The 21120-nt window shown below is 73.6% G+C and carries 23 protein-coding genes and 1 pseudogene; 14 read left to right on the top strand and 10 right to left on the bottom strand.

Going from position 1 to position 21120, the window contains the following annotated elements:
* Window positions 1-384: 384 nt before the first annotated feature.
* Complete coding sequence (locus ACIBK8_RS19590) at window positions 385-1254, bottom strand: 3-hydroxybutyryl-CoA dehydrogenase (RefSeq protein ID WP_393686126.1); 870 nt, start codon at window positions 1252-1254, stop codon at window positions 385-387.
* Window positions 1255-1487: 233 nt separating this feature from the next.
* On the opposite strand from ACIBK8_RS19590, the gene ACIBK8_RS19595 reads away from it, so the two are divergent.
* Window positions 1488-2750, top strand: a complete 1263-nt coding sequence (locus ACIBK8_RS19595) for a glycoside hydrolase family 10 protein (RefSeq protein ID WP_399043099.1) — start codon at window positions 1488-1490, stop codon at window positions 2748-2750.
* Window positions 2751-2881: 131 nt separating this feature from the next.
* Here ACIBK8_RS19595 and ACIBK8_RS19600 read toward each other — a convergent pair whose 3' ends face one another.
* Entirely contained in the window at window positions 2882-3085 is a 204-nt protein-coding gene (locus tag ACIBK8_RS19600; RefSeq protein WP_393686123.1) for a DUF1918 domain-containing protein, read from the bottom strand.
* 201 nt (window positions 3086-3286) lie between these two features.
* Complete coding sequence (locus ACIBK8_RS19605) at window positions 3287-4318, bottom strand: DMT family transporter (protein ID WP_399043100.1); 1032 nt, start codon at window positions 4316-4318, stop codon at window positions 3287-3289.
* Here ACIBK8_RS19605 and ACIBK8_RS19610 point away from each other — a divergent pair.
* The 3 genes from ACIBK8_RS19610 (at window position 4317) to ACIBK8_RS19620 (ending at window position 7503) form a co-directional block, all read left to right on the top strand.
* Entirely contained in the window at window positions 4317-5801 is a 1485-nt protein-coding gene (locus tag ACIBK8_RS19610; RefSeq protein ID WP_399043101.1) for a PLP-dependent aminotransferase family protein, read from the top strand. The two genes, ACIBK8_RS19605 and ACIBK8_RS19610, sit on opposite strands and share 2 nt — an antisense overlap.
* 87 nt (window positions 5802-5888) lie before the next feature.
* A complete protein-coding gene (locus ACIBK8_RS19615) occupies window positions 5889-6341 on the top strand; it encodes a GNAT family N-acetyltransferase (RefSeq protein ID WP_399043102.1) in 453 nt (150 codons plus the stop codon).
* Window positions 6342-6519: 178 nt separating this feature from the next.
* Window positions 6520-7503, top strand: a complete 984-nt coding sequence (locus ACIBK8_RS19620; RefSeq protein WP_399043103.1) for a hypothetical protein — start codon at window positions 6520-6522, stop codon at window positions 7501-7503.
* A 45-nt stretch (window positions 7504-7548) separates the two neighbouring features.
* On the opposite strand, the gene ACIBK8_RS19625 is transcribed toward ACIBK8_RS19620, so the two are convergent.
* From ACIBK8_RS19625 to ACIBK8_RS19640, 4 genes are all read right to left on the bottom strand, one after another.
* The gene (locus ACIBK8_RS19625) at window positions 7549-8916 is read right to left on the bottom strand and encodes a bifunctional folylpolyglutamate synthase/dihydrofolate synthase (RefSeq protein WP_399043104.1); all 1368 of its coding nucleotides are present in this window, start codon (window positions 8914-8916) and stop codon (window positions 7549-7551) included.
* 89 nt (window positions 8917-9005) lie between these two features.
* On the bottom strand, window positions 9006-9452 hold the full coding sequence (locus ACIBK8_RS19630) for a TIGR03618 family F420-dependent PPOX class oxidoreductase (RefSeq protein WP_399043105.1): 447 nt from the start codon (window positions 9450-9452) through the stop codon (window positions 9006-9008).
* Window positions 9453-9544: 92 nt separating this feature from the next.
* Window positions 9545-10012: a hypothetical protein gene (locus ACIBK8_RS19635; protein WP_399043106.1), complete on the bottom strand. Its 468-nt coding sequence runs from the start codon at window positions 10010-10012 to the stop codon at window positions 9545-9547.
* Window positions 10013-10051: 39 nt separating this feature from the next.
* Window positions 10052-10261 (bottom strand): hypothetical protein, encoded by a 210-nt coding sequence (locus tag ACIBK8_RS19640; protein WP_399043107.1) that lies wholly within the window; start codon window positions 10259-10261, stop codon window positions 10052-10054.
* A gap of 296 nt (window positions 10262-10557) precedes the next feature.
* Here ACIBK8_RS19640 and ACIBK8_RS19645 point away from each other — a divergent pair, with 296 nt between their 5' ends.
* Together ACIBK8_RS19645 and ACIBK8_RS19650 are read left to right on the top strand one after the other, a co-directional pair.
* On the top strand, window positions 10558-11307 hold the full coding sequence (locus tag ACIBK8_RS19645) for a dienelactone hydrolase family protein (protein WP_399043108.1): 750 nt from the start codon (window positions 10558-10560) through the stop codon (window positions 11305-11307).
* A gap of 442 nt (window positions 11308-11749) precedes the next feature.
* Window positions 11750-11983: pseudogene (locus tag ACIBK8_RS19650) on the top strand (FAD-dependent oxidoreductase); the annotation flags it as partial.
* 19 nt (window positions 11984-12002) lie between these two features.
* Here the strand turns inward: ACIBK8_RS19650 and ACIBK8_RS19655 are convergent.
* Window positions 12003-12740 (bottom strand): VOC family protein, encoded by a 738-nt coding sequence (locus ACIBK8_RS19655; protein ID WP_399043109.1) that lies wholly within the window; start codon window positions 12738-12740, stop codon window positions 12003-12005.
* Window positions 12741-12937: 197 nt separating this feature from the next.
* Here ACIBK8_RS19655 and argC point away from each other — a divergent pair, with 197 nt between their 5' ends.
* From argC to ACIBK8_RS19680, 5 genes are all read left to right on the top strand, one after another.
* A complete protein-coding gene (gene argC / locus ACIBK8_RS19660) occupies window positions 12938-13966 on the top strand; it encodes an N-acetyl-gamma-glutamyl-phosphate reductase (RefSeq protein WP_399043110.1) in 1029 nt (342 codons plus the stop codon).
* 67 nt (window positions 13967-14033) lie between these two features.
* Window positions 14034-15188, top strand: coding sequence for a bifunctional glutamate N-acetyltransferase/amino-acid acetyltransferase ArgJ (gene argJ, locus ACIBK8_RS19665; RefSeq protein WP_399043111.1), 1155 nt, complete (start codon window positions 14034-14036; stop codon window positions 15186-15188).
* Entirely contained in the window at window positions 15185-16126 is a 942-nt protein-coding gene (gene argB / locus ACIBK8_RS19670; RefSeq protein ID WP_399043112.1) for an acetylglutamate kinase, read from the top strand. The genes argJ and argB overlap by 4 nt, the downstream gene beginning before the upstream one ends.
* Window positions 16127-16134: 8 nt before the next feature.
* Window positions 16135-17340 carry an acetylornithine transaminase gene (locus ACIBK8_RS19675; protein WP_399043190.1) on the top strand — a complete coding sequence of 402 codons (1206 nt, stop codon included), beginning with the start codon at window positions 16135-16137 and terminating at the stop codon, window positions 17338-17340.
* A gap of 8 nt (window positions 17341-17348) precedes the next feature.
* Window positions 17349-17891, top strand: coding sequence for an arginine repressor (locus tag ACIBK8_RS19680; protein WP_393686095.1), 543 nt, complete (start codon window positions 17349-17351; stop codon window positions 17889-17891).
* A 42-nt stretch (window positions 17892-17933) separates the two neighbouring features.
* On the opposite strand, the gene ACIBK8_RS19685 is transcribed toward ACIBK8_RS19680, so the two are convergent.
* Together ACIBK8_RS19685 and ACIBK8_RS19690 are read right to left on the bottom strand one after the other, a co-directional pair.
* The gene (locus tag ACIBK8_RS19685) at window positions 17934-18281 is read right to left on the bottom strand and encodes a TraR/DksA family transcriptional regulator (RefSeq protein ID WP_399043113.1); all 348 of its coding nucleotides are present in this window, start codon (window positions 18279-18281) and stop codon (window positions 17934-17936) included.
* Window positions 18282-18335: 54 nt separating this feature from the next.
* On the bottom strand, window positions 18336-18662 hold the full coding sequence (locus ACIBK8_RS19690; RefSeq protein WP_393686092.1) for a TraR/DksA family transcriptional regulator: 327 nt from the start codon (window positions 18660-18662) through the stop codon (window positions 18336-18338).
* A 314-nt stretch (window positions 18663-18976) separates the two neighbouring features.
* Between ACIBK8_RS19690 and ACIBK8_RS19695 the strand changes: the two genes are divergently transcribed.
* From ACIBK8_RS19695 to ACIBK8_RS19705, 3 genes are read left to right on the top strand one after another with little or no spacing between them, the layout of a single operon-like run.
* Window positions 18977-19930: a HAMP domain-containing sensor histidine kinase gene (locus ACIBK8_RS19695; protein WP_399043114.1), complete on the top strand. Its 954-nt coding sequence runs from the start codon at window positions 18977-18979 to the stop codon at window positions 19928-19930.
* Window positions 19927-20604 carry a response regulator gene (locus ACIBK8_RS19700; RefSeq protein ID WP_393686090.1) on the top strand — a complete coding sequence of 226 codons (678 nt, stop codon included), beginning with the start codon at window positions 19927-19929 and terminating at the stop codon, window positions 20602-20604. The genes ACIBK8_RS19695 and ACIBK8_RS19700 overlap by 4 nt, the downstream gene beginning before the upstream one ends.
* Window positions 20605-20660: 56 nt before the next feature.
* Complete coding sequence (locus ACIBK8_RS19705) at window positions 20661-21119, top strand: hypothetical protein (protein WP_399043115.1); 459 nt, start codon at window positions 20661-20663, stop codon at window positions 21117-21119.
* Window position 21120 lies beyond the last annotated feature (1 nt).

Raw genomic sequence — 21120 nt, forward strand, 5'->3', positions numbered from 1 at the left:
ATCGTCCGTGTTATCCGTACGACACCAGTCAACTGCCCAGGAAGAAAAGGCGGGAGCGTGTGCGGAGGGGCAATGGGGGTCACCGGCGCACACCCCGTGTGAAGTGACGGAGCGTGAGATCCGGGGCGGAGCGGGCCGGTTCGCGCGGGGTGCGAACCGCGCGCCACGGGTTGGCCGTTTCACACGCTTTTGCCGCCGCCCGTACGGTAGTTGACTCGAAGGTGCCACGGGGGGAGTGGCCGGCGGACGGGCGCCCGCCGGTCGCTGTCCGCCCGCCGTCCCCCCGAGCGGCGGGCGGACACCACGTCGGCTCCGGGCGGGCAGCCGCCACGACAGCGCGACGGCCCGCGTCCCCGGGGGGAGCGGGCCGTCGCGGCGTGCGGCTCAGTACGCGTAGAAGCCCGACCCGGACTTCCGGCCGAGGCGTCCCGCGTCGACCATGCGGGCGAGCAGCGGGGGAGCGGCGTACAGCGGCTCCTTGTACTCCTCGTACATCGAGGCGGCGACGGAGGAGACGGTGTCCAGACCGATCAGGTCCGACAGCTTGAGCGGACCCATCGGGTGCGCGCAGCCCAGCTCCATGCCGCGGTCGATGTCCTCGCGGCTGGCCATCCCCGACTCGAACATCCGGATCGCGGAGAGCAGGTACGGAATGAGCAGCGCGTTGACGACGAAGCCCGACCGGTCCTGGGCGCGGATCGCGTGCTTGCCCAGCACGTCCTGCACCAGCGTCTCGGCGCGGGTGATGGTCTCCTCGGCGGTGGTCAGCGCGGGAATCAGCTCGACGAGCTTCTGCACGGGCGCCGGGTTGAAGAAGTGGATCCCGATGACCTGGTCGGGGCGGGAGGTGGCGACGGCCAGCTTCACCAGCGGGATCGACGAGGTGTTGGATGCCAAGATCGCGTCCGGCCGGGTCACGACCTGGTCGAGAACCTGGAAGATCTCGGTCTTGACCTGCTCGTTCTCCACGACCGCCTCGATCACGAGGTCGCGGTCGGCGAACTCTCCGAGGTCGGTGGTGAAGTTGAGCCGGCCGAGCGTCGCATCGCGCTCCGCGGCGGTGATCTTGCCGCGTTCGGCTGCCTTGCCGAGGGAGTTGGTCAGGCGGGTGCGACCCAGCTCCAGGGCCTCGCCGGTGGTCTCGGCGACCATGACGTCCAGCCCGGCGCGGGCACACACCTCGGCGATGCCTGCGCCCATCTGGCCGCAGCCGACCACTCCGACGCGTGCGATGTCGGTGAAAGTGTCCGTCACCTCGTGCCTTTCGCTGATCTTCAGGACCGGCGGCGCGTCGCAGGAGCCCGCCTTCACCCGCGCAGGCCGGGCTCGGGTCGCGAGCTGATCCGGTCGGGGGCAAAGGCGGGCTCCAAGGGTTCCGACGACCGCCTCGACCCCGACGTTACTCCGAGCGGTAGGAGGCACCGGGCCCCGGGGCGGGCATTCTGACCTCGAAGAATGGGATGAACCGGACAAGTTGGGGACTTTTCATGAGACGAATCACACGCCGGGGGTTCGCGGTGGCCGCACTGGGCGCCACCTCGTCGCTCCTCACCGAGGGCGAGGCGACGGCCACCGGACCCGCCGGACCCGGGAAGAGCCACCGCGCGCTGCGCGGCATGTGGCTGGCGACCGTCGCCCGCCGCGACTGGCCGTCGGCGCCCGGCCTCACACCCGCCGCCGCGCAGCGCGAACTCATCGCCCACCTCGACACCGCGGCCGACCGCCGCCTCAACACCGTCTTCTTCCAGGTGCGGCCCACCGCGGACGCCCTGTGGCCCTCGCCGTACGAGCCGTGGTCGGACTGCCTCACCGGGCAGCAGGGCCGCGACCCCGGCTGGGATCCGCTCGGCTTCGCGGTCCGTGAGGCCCACCGCCGCGGCCTGGAGCTGCACGCCTGGTTCAACCCGTACCGGGTCGCCAACCACACCGACCGCGGTCTGCTGGCCCCCTCCCACCCCGTCCGCCGCCGTCCCGGCTGGGCGCTGCCGTACGGCGGCAAGCTCTACTACAACCCCGGGCTGCCCGAGGTCCGCCGCTTCGTCCAGGACGCGATCATGGACGCGGTCCGGCGGTACGCCGTGGACGGTGTGCATGTCGACGACTACTTCTACCCGTATCCGGTCGCCGGGCAGACCTTCGACGACGACGCGGCGTACGCGGCGCACGGCGGCGGCTTCGCGGACCGCGCGGCCTGGCGGCGGGCCAACACCGACCTGCTGATCCGGGAGCTGTCCGCCCGGATCGCCCGGATCACCGGGACCGGCCGCCGGGTGCGCTTCGGCGTCAGCCCGTTCGCGGTCTGGCGCAACCGCGAGAGCGACCCGGCGGGCTCCGCGACCCGGGCCGGTGTGCAGAGCTACGACGACCTCCACGCCGACACCAGGCGCTGGGTGCGCGAGGGCTGGCTCGACTACCTCGCGCCCCAGGCGTACTGGAACCTCGGTTTCGAGGCCGCCGACTATGCCGAGATCGTGCGGTGGTGGGCGCGGACGGTGGCGGGCACGGGCACGGACCTCTTCATCGGCGAGGCGCTCTACAAGGCGGGCGACCCGGCGCAGCCCGCCCCCTGGCAGGATCCCGCCGAACTCTCCCGCCACCTCACGTTCGCCGACCGGTATCCGCAGGTGGGCGGCCACATCTTCTTCTCCGCGAAGGAGGTGGCCGCCGACCGGTCGGGCGCCATGGCACGGGTCGTCGCCGACCACTACGGGACGGCGGCGCGCCTCCCGGCGTCCCGGCCGCCCGGGTGAGGCGGCACGCATCCGGGCAGCGCGGGGCCGCCGCTGCCCTGTGGTCCCGTCGCGGGTGCCGGAAAGGCCCCGCGCGGCGGGCGGCGGCGTCCGTGACGGTCAGGCGCGGCGGACGGGTCGCGGGGGCGGGCCTACTTCATGGGGCCGGGCGGCTCTTCGTGCCGGACGGCCGCGTCGGGCCCCGGCGACACGATCGCCTCGTGGCCGTCCTCGCCGCGGACACGGTAGGGAGGGGTGCCGTTCTCGCCCAGCACCTCGATGATCTTGACGACGTGGTCGTGCTGCCCGACGGTCCTGCCGTGCACCAGCAGCTGGTCGCCCGTGGTGGCGTGCATCAGGGATCCTCCCGCCTGGGATGGCCGGGTGGCCGAACGGCCGGCAACGCGACGGCCGGGTGGCACGACGGCCAGCGGATTACGGGCCGGGGGCGGCCCGGACGGCAGTACATGCCGTTGCGGCAAGTTTACGTCCGGGGCCCGTCCCTGCATCCGGGCGACGGCACCGCCGCCCGCGCCCGCCATGCCGCTCCCGGGCCGTCAGCCGCGGGAGCGCTGGGTCACCGCGATGCACGCCAGCACCGCACACGCCGCCACCGGGGCCGCGGGCGGCAGCCGCTCGCCGAGCAGCGCGACCGACCACACCAGCGTCAGCAGCGGCTGCGCCAGCTGTACCTGGCTCGCCTTGGCGACGCCGATGGCCGCCATCCCGCGGTACCAGACGACCATGCCGACGAAGGTCGAGCCGACCGCGAGCCACAGGAAACCGGCCACCGTGTGCGGCGTGAGCCGCAGCGGCTCGGTGGCGAGGGTGACGGCCGTGCCCGTCACGGTCACCGGCAGCGCGAGGACCAGCGCCCAGGCGATGACCTGCCAGCCCGGCATCAGGCGGGCCAGCCTGCCGCCCTCCGCGTAGCCCGCCGCGCAGACCAGCAGCGCGCCGAACAGGTACAGGTCGCCGGTGCTCGGCCTGCCGCCGCTCTGCTGCACCGCGAATCCGATGACGACCGCGGCACCGGCGAACGAGGCGATCCAGAACGTCCGGGAGGGGCGCGCCCCGGTCCGCAGCGCCGAGTAGACGGCGGTGGTCAGCGGCAGCAGGCCGACCACGACGGCCGCGTGCGAGGTGGTCGAGGTCTGGAGGGCGAGCGTGGTGAGCAGCGGGAAACCGAGGACGACCCCGGTCATGACGATGGCGATGCCCGCCCAGTGGCGCCGCTCCGGTATCCGTACGCGGCACAGCGCGAGGCACGCCCCGGCGACGGCCGCGGCCAGCACGCTGCGCAGCATCACCACGGTCCAGGGGCCCGCGCCCTCCAGGGCCCAGGCGGTCGCGGGGAAGGTGAGCGAGAAGGCGGCGACGCCGAGTGCGGCGAGCAGCGCGCCACGGCCGGCACCGTGGCCCGGCGCGGCGGCCGGGGTTGTTGCCGCGTCCGCAGGGCCGGGTGCGGTGCCCTGAATCCCGGGGGCGGGGCGGCAGTCGGGGGTGCCGTCGGTCGGGCGGCCTGCCGGGGCCCCGGCGCCGTCGACCGCTATCGCGAGCGAGGCAGTAGCGCTATCGTTGTCTCTCATGCATGAGCGTAGCAGTGTCGCCGAACTCGCCGCATCCCTCCGCCAAGAGGTGAACCGCTACTCACCTGGAGAGAAGCTGCCGTCGAGCCGTGCGCTCGTCGAGCGGTACCACGTCAGCCCGGTGACGGTCTCCCGCGCGCTGGCCGAACTCGCCGCCGATGGCCTGGTCACCACCCGCCCCGGCGCCGGGGCGTTCCGCGCCGAGCCGCACACCCGGTCGTCCCGGCCCGTCGACACCTCCTGGCAGGCGATCGCGCTGAGCGCCGAGGGCGCCGCCGACCAGGTGCCGCGCAGCGTGGACGCCGAGGGGGTGCTGGCGACGCTCGCCGTGCCACCGCCCGGCGTCATCGAACTCAACGGCGGCTACCTGCACCCCGACCTCCAGCCCGAACGCGCCCTCGCCGCCGCCCTCGCACGGGCCGGCCGACGCCCCGGGGCCTGGCGGCGCCCGCCCGTGGAAGGCGTGTCGGAGCTGCGCGCCTGGTTCGCGCGGGAGATCGGCGGGCCGGGCGGCGCGGTCGCCGCGAGCGACGTCCTGGTCACGGCGGGCGGCCAGAGCGCCCTGACCGCCGCCATGCGGGCGCTCGCCGCACCCGGCGCCCCGGTCCTCGTCGAAGCCCCCACCTACCCCGGCATCCTGGCCGCCGCCCGCGCGTCGGGGCTGCGCCCGGTGCCGGTACCGGTGGACGGGGACGGCATCCGCGCCGATCTCCTCGACGAGGCGTTCCGGGCCAGCGGCGCCCGGCTCGTCGTCTGCCAGCCGCTGTTCCAGAATCCGACGGGCACGGTGCTCAGCGCGGAGCGGCGGCGGGACGTGCTGCGGGTGGCGCGCGCCGCGGGCGCGTTCGTGGTCGAGGACGACTTCGCCCGCCGGCTGGTCCACGAGAACGCGCCCGCGCTGCCGCCGACCCTGATGGCGGACGACGAGGACGGCACCGTCGTCCATGTCTGCTCGCTCACCAAAGTGACCTCGCCCAGCCTGCGGGTCGGCGCGCTGGCCGCCCGCGGCCCGGTCCGCGACCGGCTGCGCGCCATCCAGGTCGTCGAGAGCTTCTTCGTGTCGGGCCCGCTCCAGGAGGCCGCACTCGAACTGGTCGGATCGCCGTCCTGGAGCCGTCATCTCCGGCTGATCTCACGGGAGTTGGCGGCCCGCAGGGACGCCCTGGCCGCCGCCCTGCACGAGCTGCTGCCCGGCCTCGTCGCACCCGGCCCGGCGCGGGGCGAGGCGTACGGCCACGGCCTGCGCGTCCCGCAGGGCGGCTGCCATCTCTGGCTGCGGCTGCCGGACGGCACCTCCGAACCTGCGCTCACCGGCGCCGCCCTGCGCGCGGGTGTCGCCATCGCGCCGGGCCGCCCGTACTTCGCCGCCGAACCGCCCGCCCCGCACCTGCGCCTGGGCTTCGCGTCCGCCACCGGAGCGGCCGAACTCGCCGAGGGAGCCCGCCGGTTGGCCGCCGCCTTCGGTGAGGTCACCGGCGGCTGAGCGGCGCGGGACGGCGCCGGCCGGGTGCCCCGCGCGGCCCGCGCAAACGGCTCGACGGGCGCCCCGCGGATCTGCGAACCTCCGGGCATGAGCGCTCACCTTCCCGAAGGCTACGAGATCTCCACCGACCCGGCCCGCCTGGATGCGGACCTGATCCACCACTGGCTGTCCACGGACACCTACTGGGCCCTGGGCCGCACCCGCGCGAAGCAGGACCTGGCCATCGCCGGATCGCTCAACTTCGGCCTGTACGCGTCCGCTTCGGGCCGTCAGGCGGCGTACGCCAGGGTGGTCACCGACCACGCCACCTTCGCCTGGCTCTGCGATGTCTACGTCGGACGTACCGACCGCGGCAAGGGCCTCGGCGGCGCCCTGGTCGAGGCCGTCGCCGACCGCCTCGCGGCCTGCGAGCTGCCGCGGATCACCCTGGCCACCAACGACGCGCACGGCATGTACGAGAAGGCCGGCTTCCGCGCCCTGGCCGCCCCCGAACGGTGGATGACCCTCGGTCTCGCCGACCCGGGCCCGCTCGCCGGGTGAACCGGTGCCGGGGGGCCGCCGCCCGCCTGCCCCATCCGGCCCAGCGGCCACCCGACCGGCGTACCCACCCACCTGACCTGCGGGAACGCCCCGGCCCTCGGCCCGGGGCCAGGACCGGGGCGGCCGGGGCGCCCACCACCGACATGCGTCCTGCGGACCGCCGCGTTCTGCTCGCTGTATGCAGATACGGCACGTCCTGCGGCACGCACCGGCGACCGGCGCCCTGGCGGCGTCCGTGGCCCTGACCTGCGTGGGCCCCGCCCTCGCGGCCGGCGGCTCGGACTCGGTGACCATCCAGCCCGATCCGGTCTCGCCCGGCGAGGAGTTCTCCGTCTTCGACGGCGGCCGGTGTCCTGGCGGGACCGGCGAGGCGACGTTCGACGGCGCGGGCATCCCGAAGATGAAGCTGTCCATGCTCAGCAACCAGGTGGGCGGCACCGGCACCGTCCCGAAGGCGACCAAGCCCGGTACGTACACCGTGACGATCACCTGCGGGGGCGGCGGCGGAGGCGGTGGTCACGACGGCTCCGGCTCCTGGGAAGGCGGCACCCACAAGCCGCCGAAGGGACAGCAGGACGGCGTGGTCCCCAAGGGGCAGCAGGACGGCGCGGTCCCCAAGGAGCAGCGGGACGGTCTGCCTCCGGACGCCTCGGGCGCCCCGGACGGCAGCGAGGGCGGCGCGGGCGCGTACGGCCGCCAGGAGGCACCGGGCGGCGCACTGCCCGGTGACGGCACCGAGCTGCCGGGCGACGGCGCGGGGGACTTGGGGATGCCGCTGCCCGGCGACGGCGGGGCAGGCACCGAGCCGCCCGGCTTCGGGACCGGCGCCGACGGCGGTCTCCCTGGCACCGGCGCCGAGAGCCTGCCGGGGGAGCCGCAGGCACCGGCGCCCGGTTCACCCACCGTCCAGGCGGGGCCCACGGGCGCCGTGCAGCGGACCTCCGCCGCGGAATCCGGCCGGAAAGTGCAGCTCACCGGAACCATGCGGGTCGTCGCCCGGCACCAGGGCATGCCCAAGGGCGGCTCGAAGACCGGGGCGGGCGGCGCCACCGGCACCGGCGTGGCCACCACCGCGGTGGGCGGCACCCTGCTGGCGGGCGCGGTCGGCTGGGGCCTGGCGGCCTTTCGGCGGCACGGCACCCGCGGGACCGGCCGGCGCTGACACCCGGCGCCGCCCCGGTCCCGCGGGACGCAGCCGTCCGCTTCCTCAGCCCGGCGGGAGACCCAGCAGGGTGCGGGCCTCGCCGACCAGGGCCAGCGAACCGATGACCACGATCAGGCCGCCGGGCCCGGTGAGCCGGGCCGCGTGCCGCAGCGCCGCGGGGACGTCAGGGGCGCGGTGGGTGTGCGGGCGGTCGACGGCGTAGCGGGCGATGCGGTCCGGGTCGGCCGCCGTCAGCGATCCGGTGCGGGTCACCAACAAGGGCCATTCGGCGGGGAGTTCGTCCAGCATCTCGGCGGACGCCTTGGTCTCGTCCGCCGCGAAAACCAGCACCGGAGCCTGCCCCGCCCCCGCTATCCGCCGGACTTCGGGGACCACGGTCGCCACGCTGTGCGGATTGTGCGCCCCGTCCAGGAGGACCGCACCGGACCAGTCGTCCAGCCGGGCGGGGCGCACCAGTTCCAGCCGGCCGGGCCAGGTGGTGGCCGCCAGGCCCTCCCGCAGCCGGTCCTCGGTGAAGTCCGGCACCAGGCCCCGCTCGCGCAGCGCGTCGATGCCCGCCACCGCCAGCGCGAGATTGCGCTCCTGGTGGGCGCCGCGCAGCGGACAGGGCAGGTCGCGGTGGGTGCCGAGCGGGGTGGTCACCTGCGCCACCGTCCGCTGCGCCGGGGCCACCGACGAGGGCCCGTCGCCCGCCTTCGCCTCGTACGCGGCCCCGGGCGCGGCATCGGCGGTCCCGGCCGTGACGCGGATCTCCTCGCCGAGGCGCCACACCGTCAACCCGCTGTGTCCGTCGAGTACCTGACGCACCATCTGCTCGGCCTCCGGCGGCAGGTCGCCGAGCAGCACGTGGTCGCCGTCCCTGACCACCCCGGCCTTGGCCCAGGCGATCTGCGCGTAGGTGTCACCCAGCATGTCGGTGTGGTCGAGCGCCACGTTGGTGATGACCTTCACGCCGAGGTCGAACGAGTTCACCGCGGTGTCCCGCCCGCCGGCGCTCGCCTCCATCACCGCCAGATCGATGCCGACCCGCCGGTAGTGCACCACCGCGGCGGCGGCCCGCAGCGCGGGTGCGTCGAGCGGCTCGCTCAGCCGCCGGGCCGCGGCGTCGACCTCGGTGTACGCGGCGGTGTAGGCGGAGCGCGAGACCGGGACGTTGTTCACGCGGATGCGCTCGGTGGACTCCTGGAGGTGCGGGCCCGGCATGCTGCCGACCCGCAGCCCGCAGGCGGCCAGGCCCGACACCGCGAACGCGCAGGTCGAGCCCTTCCCGTTGGTGCCGGCGACCAGCATGCCCCGCAGCTCCCTGCCGGGCCGGTCCAGCGCGTCGAGCAGCGGGGGAAGGTAGTTCTTGACCGGTAACGGCGTCGCCCGTCGGCGGACCGTGAGGTTCTGGGCCTGCTGATAATCCATGGCACGAGATCATGCCGCAGGCCCGGCCGCGGACCGGCGCCGCGGTCACCCGTCCCGGCCGGGGCGGTCTTGCGGAGTCGGACGTCAGGTCAGGGAGCGGGGACGGGCCCGCCGGGCCGGAACCGCTCCACCCCGACGATGTGCCGCACCTTGACCGGGCGCACGACCACCGCGACCCGCTGCTCCCCCAGCATGATCCACTCGAACCGCTCGCTGCCCAGGTACTTCCGGGCCAGCCGGTCCATCCGGTCGTGCGCCTCCTGGCCCTCGATGAAACGGGCCACCTCACCGCTGATCTGTACGCGGTCGAAGGGATCGGCGGCGTCCGCGTGCGAGAGGTAGACGCGGGGGTCGCGGCGCAGGTTCTCCTCCTTCACCCGGCCCACCGAGGTGTTGAACGTCAGCTCCCCCTCGCCCTCCAGGTCCACCCACATCGGGCTGACCTGCGGCGCTCCGTCGGCGAACACGGTGCCGACGTACCAGATGTGGGGGGCTTTCAGCCGGGCGCGGACGGCTTCGTCGAACGTGGAAAACATCCGGGGAGGCTACCAACCGTGACCGGAATCCACGGCTCGGGGGAACCGTGGAATCCGCCGGGCGAAGCCGACGTCGGGGAGCGCCGGACCGGCTAATCCTCGGCGGAGCCGGGGCGCCGCCGCCGTCCCGTGGCGCGGCGGGGCGCGAGCTGCCAGAGGGCCAGCGCGCCGAGAGCCAGGCCGATCCCGATGGCTCCCCACACCGCCGGGTGCTCCTCCACCCACATACGGCGGTCGCCCGCCATGCCGAGGGAGCCGAAGAGGCGGCCGTTGCGCCCGGGGACCAGGCAGGCCAGCGCGAGGAACGCCACGCAGCCGACGGCTGCCGCGCCGATGCCGCGCACCCACTGACGCCGTCTCAGCGCGGCGGAGGCCAACGCCCAGCAGCAGAGAACGCCGCTGCCGCAGAACGCCCCGAAGGCATAACCGGCACCAGGGCCGAGACCGGCCACCCAGCGCCACAGAGGATCGCCCACGAAGACCGAGGCGGCGGCGCCGAGGACGACGAGCCAGGACAGCTTCGTGGTGTGGCGTTCGGACATTCTGGCTATGAAGGACATCGCGGCAAGGCTACGGCACGGGGCAGGGGCTCCCCGGCCTCAGGAGCCCGTCGGCGGAACGAGGTCGTCGAGCGCCTTGGCACAGTCCTGGGCGGCCTGGGCCGAGCGCGGCAGCATGACGTTCTCGTAGGCGCGGACGGCGTCGTCGATGTCCGGCTCGGCGATGAGGGCCTGGGCGAGTTCGGCGCCGTCGAGCATGGCGAGGTGGGCGCCGACGACCGCGACGCGCGGGCCGGGAGCGGAGTGCATGGAGCTGTTCCCTCGAAAGACCGGGTGAGGTGCCAGGAGGTCCGGCACCTGATCAAGAAAGCACAGTGACCGGAAAAGTGCCCGGGAAATACGGCGTGCCGGCGGACCGGCCGACCGTGCGCCGCGAGCGCAACTGCCGGTGCCCTGACCGGTCATGAGCGGGTCCGCGCCGGGCGGGCCGCGGCCTTCGGCGACGGCACCGCCGCACCGCCCGCCCCCTGACCGGGAGAACGCGCCCCTCTGATCTCATCCCTGAGAGAAGCTGTGCACCAGGATCAGCCCGAGAAAGGAAGATCTTGCCCACCAAGACCCTGCAGATTCCCACCCCGGACGGCCAGGCCGACGCCTTCGCCGCCTTCCCCGACCGTGGCGAGCGGCACCCGGGGGTGCTGCTGTACCCGGACGCCTTCGGCTTGCGGCCCGTGCTGGAGGAGATGGCCCGCGAACTGGCCGAGCACGGGTACTACGTGCTCGTCCCCAACCTCTACTACCGGCACGGCCGGGCACCGGTGATCGAGCTTCCCGAGCACATCGGAGAAGAGGTCAGGCCCGCGGTCTTCGCCCAACTGATGCCGTTGATCGAGGCACACACCACCGAACGTGCCCTGCGCGACGCCGACGCCTACCTCAAGTTCCTCACCACCCAGCCCGAGGTCAGCGCGGGGCCGGTGGCCGCGATCGGCTACTGCATGGGCGCCGCCCTGGCGATGCGCACCGCAACGGCCCACCCCGACCGGGTGGCTGCCGTCGCCGGATTCCACCCCGGCTTCCTGGTCACCGACGCGCCCGACAGCCCGCACCGCCGCGTCCGCGAACTCACCGCCCAGGTCCACCTCGGCCTCGCCGAAGGCGACCTGTCGCCCGAGGCGATCAGCGAACTCGACCAGGCCCTGGACGCCGCGGGTGTCGCCCACAGCACCGAGGTCTACCCCGGCACCCTTCACGGCTTCACCATGTCCGACACCGACGCCTTCAGCCCCTCCGGGCTGCAACGCCACTGGGACCGTCTGCTCCCCCTCCTCGGCCGCACCCTGACCCACGGCTGAGGCTCGGCCCCGGGAACTCCCTGAAGTACCCGGCGCCTGAACCCTGAGGGCCCGCCCCGATCGATCGGGGCGGGCCCTCAGGGTTCACGGGATCCAGACGCCGGTGCGACCAAGCACTCGACGACAAAAGGCGAAGGCAAAAGGCAAGAAGGTCACGTCACCACTCCTCGCCACTTTCAACGTATAGCGCTCAGGGGGGCTTGCGGCAAGGCCCCGGTCGTGCCGCAGAATTGCCGGCCACGGCCAGGACCTGCGGAAATCAGGGGTTCACGCAGTGCGCGCGCCGCCGGACCGCGCGCAGCAACCGGCCACGACGCAGCCTTGCCCGATGGGGGGATCTTCATGATTGACGTGATCGTCGCCGGCGGTGGACCGACCGGCTTGATGCTGGCCGGCGAGTTGCGGCTGCACGGCGTGCGCACGGTCGTGCTGGAGAGGGACACGGAGCCGCCTCTACGAGCTGATGCACGGCGGTCGCGGCCTGCTGCTCGACCGGACCGGCCGGCTCTCGGTGGCGGGCTGGGCGGACCGGGTCGACCACGTCGTCGACGCCTGCGAGGAACTGGACGTGCCCGCGGCGCTGCTACGGCCCGACGGCCACGTGGCGTGGGTCGGCGAAGACCAGCAGGAACTGCTCAGCCGGCTACCCGAGTGGTTCGGCGCCGCCGCCGGTTGAGCACGCGGCGGGCTCCGTGTCAGTGCGGGGTGAGGACGCAGAACTCGTTGCCCTCCGGGTCGGCCATGACCGTCCACGGCACGTCGCCCTGGCCGAGGTCGATGTCGACGGCGCCGAGCGCCCGCAGCCGGGCCGCCTCCGCCGCTTGATCGCCACCGGCGTACGGGCGGAGGTCGAGATGGACGCGGTTCTTCACGGTCTTCGCGTCGGGTGTGCGGAGGAACTCCAGATACGGGCCGACACCCTTGGCGGAGCGCAGCACCGCGTGGTCGTCGGTCACCTCGTGCAGGGTCCAGTCCATCGCCTCGCCCCAGAACCGTGCCATGGCCCGCGGATCCGCGCAGTCGACCGCCACCGCGGCCATCGGCCCGGTGTCCCGGTAGAGCGATCGCGGCTCCAGCACGCAGAACTCGTTGCCCTCCGGATCGGCCATGACCGTCCACGGGACGTCGCCCTGGCCCACGTCGGCGAGCGTCGCGCCGAGAGCCCGGAGGCGCGCGACCAGCTCCGCCTGATGGGCCGCCGAGGTGGTGGCCAGGTCGATGTGCACACGGTTCTTGACCGTCTTGGGTTCCGGGACGCGAAGGATGTCGACGCAGACGGCGACGGGGTCGGGATAGCGGAAACCCACGGGTTCGAGGTTGGTCACGCCGGGCTCCTCGCTGTCGATGCCCCAGCCGAGCACCTCCGCCCAGAACCGGCCGAGCGCGGAGTCGTCCCGCGCGTTCATCGCGATTTGCACAAGCCGTGTCGCCATGCCGCCGACCCTATGCACACCGCCCTGCGGCGACAACGCATATACCGAGGCCCGGCGGAGACCGACTCGCTCGCCGATCGCCGTGCTCAGCTCGCCAATGGGAAGGGCCGGTCACAGCCGGGTGTGAAGCGGTACCGCTACGGCATTGCATAAAACTGCTGCTATCCGTATAGTCATGCCATCGATGAGGAGGGACCATGACGGTACGAGCGGCAGTGGCCGGTGCGAGTGGGTACGCGGGGGGTGAAGTCCTGCGTCTGCTTCTGGGGCACCCGGAAGTGGAGATCGGCGCGGTGACCGGGCACTCCAGCGCCGGGCAGCGACTGGGTTCCGTGCAGCCGCATCTGCTGCCGCTGGCCGAGCGCGAGATCGGGCCGACGTCGGCCGAGGCGCTGGCTGGCCACGACGTGGTGTTCCTCGCGCTGCCGCACGGGCAGTCCGCGGCCGTCGCCGACGAGCTGGGGCCCGAGGTGCTGGTCGTCGACTGCGGAGCGGACTTCCGGCTCAAGGACGCCGCCGACTGGGAGGCGTTCTACGGCTCGGCCCACGCGGGCACCTGGCCGTACGGGCTCCCCGAACTGCCCGGTGGGAGAGAGGCGCTCCGGGGGTCCAAGCGCATCGCGGTCCCGGGCTGCTACCCGACCGCCGTCTCGCTCGCACTGTTCCCCGCCTACGCGGCGCAGCTCGCCGAGCCCGAAGCGGTGATCGTCGCGTCGTCCGGCACCTCAGGAGCGGGCAAGGCGGCCAAGCCGCACCTGCTGGGCTCGGAGGTGATGGGCTCGATGAGCCCGTACGGCGTCGGCGGCGGGCACCGGCACACCCCGGAGATGATCCAGAACCTCAGCGCGCTGGCCGGCGAGCGGGTCGGGGTCTCCTTCACCCCGACGCTCGCGCCGATGGCCCGCGGCATCCTCGCCACCTGCACCGCGAAGGCGAAGCCAGGAGTGGACGCGGCGGCGGTGCGCGGCGCGTACGAGAAGGCGCTGGACGGTGAGCCGTTCGTGAGCCTGCTGCCGGAGGGCCAGTGGCCGGCGACCGCCGCCGTGTACGGATCCAACGTCGCGCAGCTCCAGGTCACCCTCGACCCCGCGGCCGGCCGGATCATCGCGATCTGCGCCATCGACAACCTGGCCAAGGGCACCGCGGGCGGCGCGGTGCAGAGCATGAACATCGCCCTGGGCCTCCCCGAGGACACGGGGCTTCCGAAGACCGGGGTCGCCCCGTGACGGCGCGGGGCACGGGACAGCAGGGCGTGACCGGCGGGGCCGGCGAAGCGATCGAGGAGAAGAAGCAGTGAGCGTCACCGCAGCACAAGGGTTCACGGCGGCAGGCATCGCCGCCGGGATCAAGCAGAACGGCAACCCGGACCTCGCTCTCGTGGTGAACAACGGGCCGAGCCTCGCCGCCGCCGGGGTGTTCACCTCCAACCGCGTCAAGGCGGCGCCGGTCGTCTGGTCCGAGCAGGTGCTCAAGGGCGGCCGGGTCTCCGCCGTCGTCCTCAACTCCGGCGGCGCCAACGCCTGTACCGGACCGCTCGGCTTCCAGGACACCCACGCCACCGCGGAGAAGGCCGCCGACGTGCTCGGCGACCACAGCGCGGGGGAGGTGGCGATCGCCTCCACCGGCCTGATCGGGCTGCGGCTGCCGATGGACAAGCTGCTCCCCGGCGTCGAGCGCGCCGCCGCCGAACTGACCGAGCACGGCGGCGAGAAGGCCGCCATCGCGATCAAGACCACGGACAGCGTGCACAAGACGGCGGTGGCCGGCGGCGACGGCTGGACGGTCGGCGGGATGGCCAAGGGCGCGGGCATGCTCGCCCCGGGCCTCGCGACCATGCTCGTGGTGCTGACCACGGACGCCGACGTACCGGCCGCCGAGCTGGACGCGGCGCTGCGGGCGGCGACCCGTACCACCTTCGACCGGGTCGACTCCGACGGCTGCATGTCGACCAACGACACGGTGCTGCTGCTCGCTTCCGGCGCCAGCGGCGTCGTCCCGGACGGCACGGAGTTCGCCGAGGCCGTACGGACCGTCTGCGACGACCTCGCCCGGCAGCTGATCGGCGACGCCGAGGGCGCGAGCAAGGACATCCGCATCGAGGTGATCAACGCCGCGAGCGAGGACGACGCCGTCCAGGTCGGCCGTTCCATCGCCCGCAACAACCTCCTCAAGTGCGCCATCCACGGCGAGGACCCCAACTGGGGCCGGGTGCTCTCCGCCATCGGCACCACGTCGGCCGCCTTCGAGCCCGACCAGCTGAACGTCGCGATCAACGACGTCTGGGTCTGCAAGAACGGCTCGGTGGGCGAGGACCGCGACCTCGTCGACATGCGGTACCGGGAGGTACGGATCACCGCCGACCTCGCGGCAGGCACCGAGTCGGCGGTCATCTGGGCCAACGACCTGACCGCCGACTACGTCCACGAGAACAGCGCGTACTCGTCATGAGCGATTCCCCCGCCGGCTCCGGCGCGACCCGTAAGCACACCGCACTGCCCAAGGCCCGCACCCTCATCGAGGCGCTGCCCTGGCTGACCCGCCACCACGGCAAGACCGTCGTCATCAAGTTCGGCGGCAACGCCATGGTCGACGACGAGCTGAAGAACGCCTTCGCCCAGGACGTCGTCTTCCTGCGGCACGCCGGACTGCGCCCGGTCGTGGTGCACGGCGGCGGCCCGCAGATCAGCGCCCACCTCGACCGGCTCGGTCTGGAGTCGGAGTTCAAGGCGGGCCTGCGGGTCACCACACCCGAGGCGATGGACGTCGTACGGATGGTGCTGGCCGGAAAGGTGCAGCGCGAGCTGGTCGGACTGCTCAACCGGCACGGACCGCTCGCCGTCGGCATGACGGGCGAGGACGCCCACCTGATGACGGCGACCAAGCACTACGCGGCGATCGACGGCGAGCAGGTCGACATCGGACGGGTCGGCGAGGTCACCGCGATCGACACCGGCGCGGTGCAGGCACTGCTGGACGACGGCCGGATCCCGGTCATCTCCTCCATCGCCCGCAGCAGCGACGAGGAGGACGGCTCCGGCGTCTTCAACGTCAACGCCGACACCGCAGCCGCCGCGCTGGCCGCCGCGCTCGGCGCCGAGACGCTGATGGTCCTCACCGACGTCGAGGGCCTGTACGAGGACTGGCCGCACAGCGACGAGGTGATCTCCCGCCTCACCGCCATGGAGCTGGAGAAGCTGCTGCCCGACCTGGCCAGCGGCATGGTGCCCAAGATGCGGGGCTGCCTGCACGCGGTCCGCAACGGCGTGCACAACGCCCGGGTCATCGACGGGCGGGTCCAGCACTCGATCCTGCTGGAGATCTTCACCGACGAAGGGATCGGCACGATGGTCGTGCCGGACGCGGACACGAGCGAGGGGACGGCATGAGCGACCCGATGGACAACGCGGACCTCGGACGGCGCTGGCAGGGCGCCATGATGGACAACTTCGGCACCCCGCGTCTGGCCCTGGTCCGCGGCGAAGGCACCCACCTGTGGGACGCCGACGGCAAGGAATACCTCGACTTCCTCGGCGGGATCGCCGTCAACGCGCTCGGCCATGCCCACCCCGCGGTGGTCCGCGCCGTGTCCGACCAGGTCGCCACCCTCGGCCACGTCTCCAACTTCTTCGTCGCCGAGCCGACGGTCGCCCTCGCCGAACGGCTGCTCGCGCTGGCCGGCCGCCAGGGGCGGGTCTACTTCTCCAACTCGGGCGCCGAGGCCGTCGAAGCCGCCTTCAAGATCGGCCGGCTGACCGGGCGCCGGCACATGGTCTCCGCGGCCGGCGGCTTCCACGGCCGGACCATGGGCGCGCTCGCGCTCACCGCCCAGCCCGCCAAGCAGGCCCCCTTCGCGCCGCTGCCCGGCGACGTCGACCACGTCCCGTACGGCGACGTCGAGGCACTCCGGGCCGCCGTCACCACCGACACCGCTCTCGTCATCCTCGAACCCCTCCAGGGTGAGAACGGCGTCGTCCCGCCGCCGCCCGGCTACCTCCAGGCCGCCCGGGAGATCACCGCGGCCACCGGCACCCTGCTGGTGCTCGACGAGATCCAGACCGGCATCGGCAGGACCGGGCACTGGTTCGCGTCCCAGGCGCCGGGTGTCGAGGCCGACGTGATCACCCTCGCCAAGGGCCTGGGCGGCGGCCTGCCCATCGGCGCGACGCTGGCCTTCGGCCCGGCCGCCGAGCTGCTGACACCCGGCTCGCACGGCTCGACGTTCAGCGGCAACCCGATCGTCTGCGCCGCCGCGCTCGCCGTGCTGGACACCATCGAGGCGGACGGGCTGCTCGATCACGTCAAGCGGGTCGGCGAGCGGCTGCGCGCGGGTGTCGAGGCGTCGGCGCACCCTCTGGTCGACCAAGTCCGCGGCGCGGGTCTCCTCCTGGGTATCGTCTTGACCGAGCCCCTCGCGCCCCAGGTGCAGCAGGCGGCTCAGGACGCGGGCCTGCTGGTGAACGCGGTCGCGCCGGACGTCATCCGGCTCGCCCCGCCGCTGATCCTCTCCGAGGACGATGCGGATACGTTCCTCCACAGGCTGCCCGCCGTCCTCGACACGGTCCTCGAAGGGGCCAACGGGGAACAACGATCCGGAGACTGACGACAACGATGACCGAGGCGCAGGACAACGAGACGCAGGCCGGCGGCCAGGCCGTACCGCAGACCCGCACCGCCCGCCACCGCCGGATCGTGGACATCCTCAACCGGCAGGCGGTCCGCTCCCAGAGCCAGCTCGCGAAGCTGCTCGCCGACGACGGGCTCACCGTCACCCAGGCGACGCTCTCCCGCGACCTGGACGAACTGGGCGCGGTGAAGATCCGCAACACCGGCGGTGAGCTGATCTACGCGGTGCCGAGCGAGGGCGGCGACCGCACGCCGCGGGCGCCGCTGGGGGAGTCGGCCAAGGAAGAGCGGATGCGCAGGCTCTCCGGCGAACTGCTCATCTCGGCCGAGGCGTCGGCCAACCTCGTCGTGCTGCGCACCCCGCCGGGCGCCGCGCAGTTCCTCGCCTCGGCCATCGACCAGGCCGAACTGCACGACATCCTCGGCACCATCGCGGGCGACGACACACTGATGCTGATCAGCCGCGACCCCGCGGGCGGCCAGGCGCTGGCCGACCATCTGCTGCGGCTGGCACAGAAGCCGCACTGAGCCCACCGGCCGGGACGGCGGCGCCGAGCGCGGCACCGGCGCTCAGCGCGCCGCCTCCCCGGCCCGGTGGCAGCCGCCGCAGTACCGGGCCTGCGGCACGATCTCCAGACGCGCGAACGGAATCGGCAGACCGCAGCGCCGGCAGCCGCCGTAGTCGCCGCGGTCCATCCGCTCCAGGGCGGCCTCCACGTCCACCAGCACCATCCGTGCGGAGGCCACCAGTTGGACGTGTACCTCAAGCCGCCCCGGTGAGGCGCAGGCGCGGGACCGTCCGAACTCCCGCAGCTGCTCGTGGCGGAACCGGCGCTGGTCCTCCAGGTTCGCGCGCAGCGCGGCCAGTTCATCGGGTCCGAGTCCGGCCTGGCCGGCATCGGTGACCTGGTGGGGCACGACGTCACATCCTCCGGGAGAGGCGACAGGGGAGAGCGGCGCGTCCTGCGCCGGTCAGGCGGTGCGTTCCTGGCAGCCGACGCAGCAGCGGGCGTACGGCAGGATCTCAAGGCGTTCGACGGGCACCGGCTTGGCGCACCGCCCGCAGTCGCCGTACGTCCCCGCGTCCAGGCGGGCAACCGCCGCGTCGATCTCGGCGAGCACCTGCCGGATCGCACGGATCTGCCCCGTCAGCAGCGCGTCACCGCCGGGCGGCGCGCTCTCCTCGATCGCGGCGATCTGCGCCAGCCGGGATCGGCGCTCGTGCGCGAGGCGCCCGCGGGCGTCGTGCGCGGCGAGCCGCTCGGCTCGGGGATCGGCGTGGGCCGCTTCTGGCGACATGAGGGACGTTCCTTTCGGGGCGGGCAGGTGCTGCGGGGTCGAGGGCGAACGAACGGGAATGGCCCCACCCTGGCCGCCCGCGCCGCCTCCCGCCATGGGGGCAGGCACCCATTTCCGGGGGCGCCGGGGCTGTAACCGCCCGCCCGCGCCCCGCGTTTCGGACACCGCGGATGGCTGCCGTACCCGATCGACGCGGCGTCCCTGCCGACGGCAGGCTGGGCCGTACCGGGCCCCGGCGGTCAGGACCCGGCCGTTCCCGTGGGCGCGGCGAATGGGAGAGTGACCGAAACGAGGAGGTTTTGCACGCTGTGACCGTGTCGTTGTTCTGGCGGATCTTCGGGCTCAACGCGGTGGTGCTGGGCGCGGCCACCGCGCTGCTGCTGTGGGCGCCGGTGACCGTATCCGTCCCCGTCGTGCTCACCGAGGCCGTCGTCCTGGTCGGCGGCCTGGTCGTCATGCTCGTCGCCAACGCGGCGCTGCTGCGCATCGGGCTGGCCCCGCTGGACCGGCTGGCCCGGCAGATGACCACCGTCGACCTGCTGCGGCAGGGCCGCCGGCTGCCGGTCAACGGACACGGCGGGGTCGCCCAACTGCTGCGCACCTTCAACGAGATGCTCGACCGTCTTGAGGCCGAGCGGGCCACCAGCACCGCCCGGGTGCTCTCCGCCCAGGAGGCCGAAAGGCGCCGCATCGCCCAGGAACTCCACGACGAGGTGGGACAGAGCATGACCGCCGTACTGCTCGAACTCAAACGTGTCGCCGACCGCGCCCCCGAAGCCCTGCGCGCCGACCTCCAGCACGCCCAGGAAACCACCCGGCAGAGCCTGGACGAGGTCCGCAGGATCGCCCGCCGGCTGCGCCCCGGCGTCCTGGACGACCTCGGCCTGGTGAGCGCGCTGACCGCGCTCACCACCGACTACGCCACCCACACCGGCCTCGCCGTGCAGCGCCGCTGCGCCCCCGACCTGCCGCCCCTGGACCCGGAGACGGAGCTGGTGCTCTACCGCGTCGCCCAGGAAGCGCTGACCAACGCGGCCCGGCACGCGGGCGCGGCACACGTCGAGCTGACCCTGCGGCACTCCGGTACCGAGGTGGTGCTGGACGTCTGCGACGACGGCCGCGGGCTCGGCCACGCCTGGGAGGGCGCCGGCATCCGCGGGATGCGCGAACGTGCCCTGCTCATCGACGCAGGGCTTGACATCGGGCCAGGACCCGCGGGCGGCGCCCGGGTCCGGCTGACCGTTCCGCTGCCCCGGGACGCCGCATGACGCATCCGCCCCGCACCGGCACCCCGCGCCCGGCCCGTATCCTCCTCGCCGACGACCACGCGCTGGTCCGCCGCGGCATCCGGCTCATCCTGGACGGCGAGCCCGACCTCGAAGTCGTCGCCGAGGCAGGGGACGGCGCCGAGGCGCTGGCGCTGGCCCGCAGCAGCCGCCCCGACCTCGCCATCCTGGACGTCGCGATGCCACGGATGACCGGCCTCCAGGCGGCCCGCGAACTCTCCGCGCTCCAACCGGGCCTGCGCATCCTGATGGTGACGATGTACGACAACGAGCAGTACTTCTTCGAGGCGCTGAAGGCGGGCGCGTCCGGCTACGTGCTCAAGTCGGTCGCCGACCGTGACCTGGTGGAAGCCTGCCGCGCCGCGATCCGCGGCGAGCCGTTCCTCTACCCGGGCGCGGTCACCGCCCTGATCCGCAACTACCTCGACCGCGTACGGCAGGGCGACGACGTCCCCGACAAGGTGCTCACCGTGCGCGAGGAGGAGATCCTCAAGCTGATCGCCGAGGGCCACTCGTCGAAGGAGATCGCCCATACCCTGGTCATCAGCGTCAAGACGGTCGAACGCCACCGCGCGAACATGCTGCACAAGCTCGGCATGCGGGACCGCCTGGAGCTGACCCGCTACGCGATCAGGGTCGGCCTGATCGAGCCGTAACGCGCCGCGGACGGGAGCGGGCTGGGGCAGAGACACACCGGACACGAGGAGGGGGCATGGCGCGGCGGACCGTACGGCGGCCCGGCGGCGCGCTCCGCGTCAGGGGCGGCCACGCGCTGCGCGTCCTGCTCACGCTCACCGCACTCCTCGTCGGCCTCCTCCCGGCCGCGGCACCGGCGACCGCGGGCCCCGCGCCCGCCACCCGGGCCACCGCGGCACCGCTTCCGTACGCCCCGCACTCAGGCACTCCGCACACCGGCACCTCGCATCCCGGCGTCCGGCACCAGGCCACCCCCTGCGCCAGGCCCCCGCTGTCCGCGCTGCGCCCCGGCGCGCCGTGCGACGGCGAGCCCGGCCACCCGCACCTCCCCGCGCCCGGCACGGCGTGCGCGTACCTTTGGGCGCCCCCACTGCGCGCCGGACCCCGCCCGCCCCGCCCCGGACCCGCCCGCCAGGACCACCCCCCGTACGCCGGGCGGTGCCTGGACCGCGCCCCGCCCCGCTCCAGCAGCTGAC

Source organism: Streptomyces sp. NPDC050161, assembly GCF_044460025.1.
Taxonomy (GTDB): Bacteria; Actinomycetota; Actinomycetes; order Streptomycetales; family Streptomycetaceae; genus Streptomyces.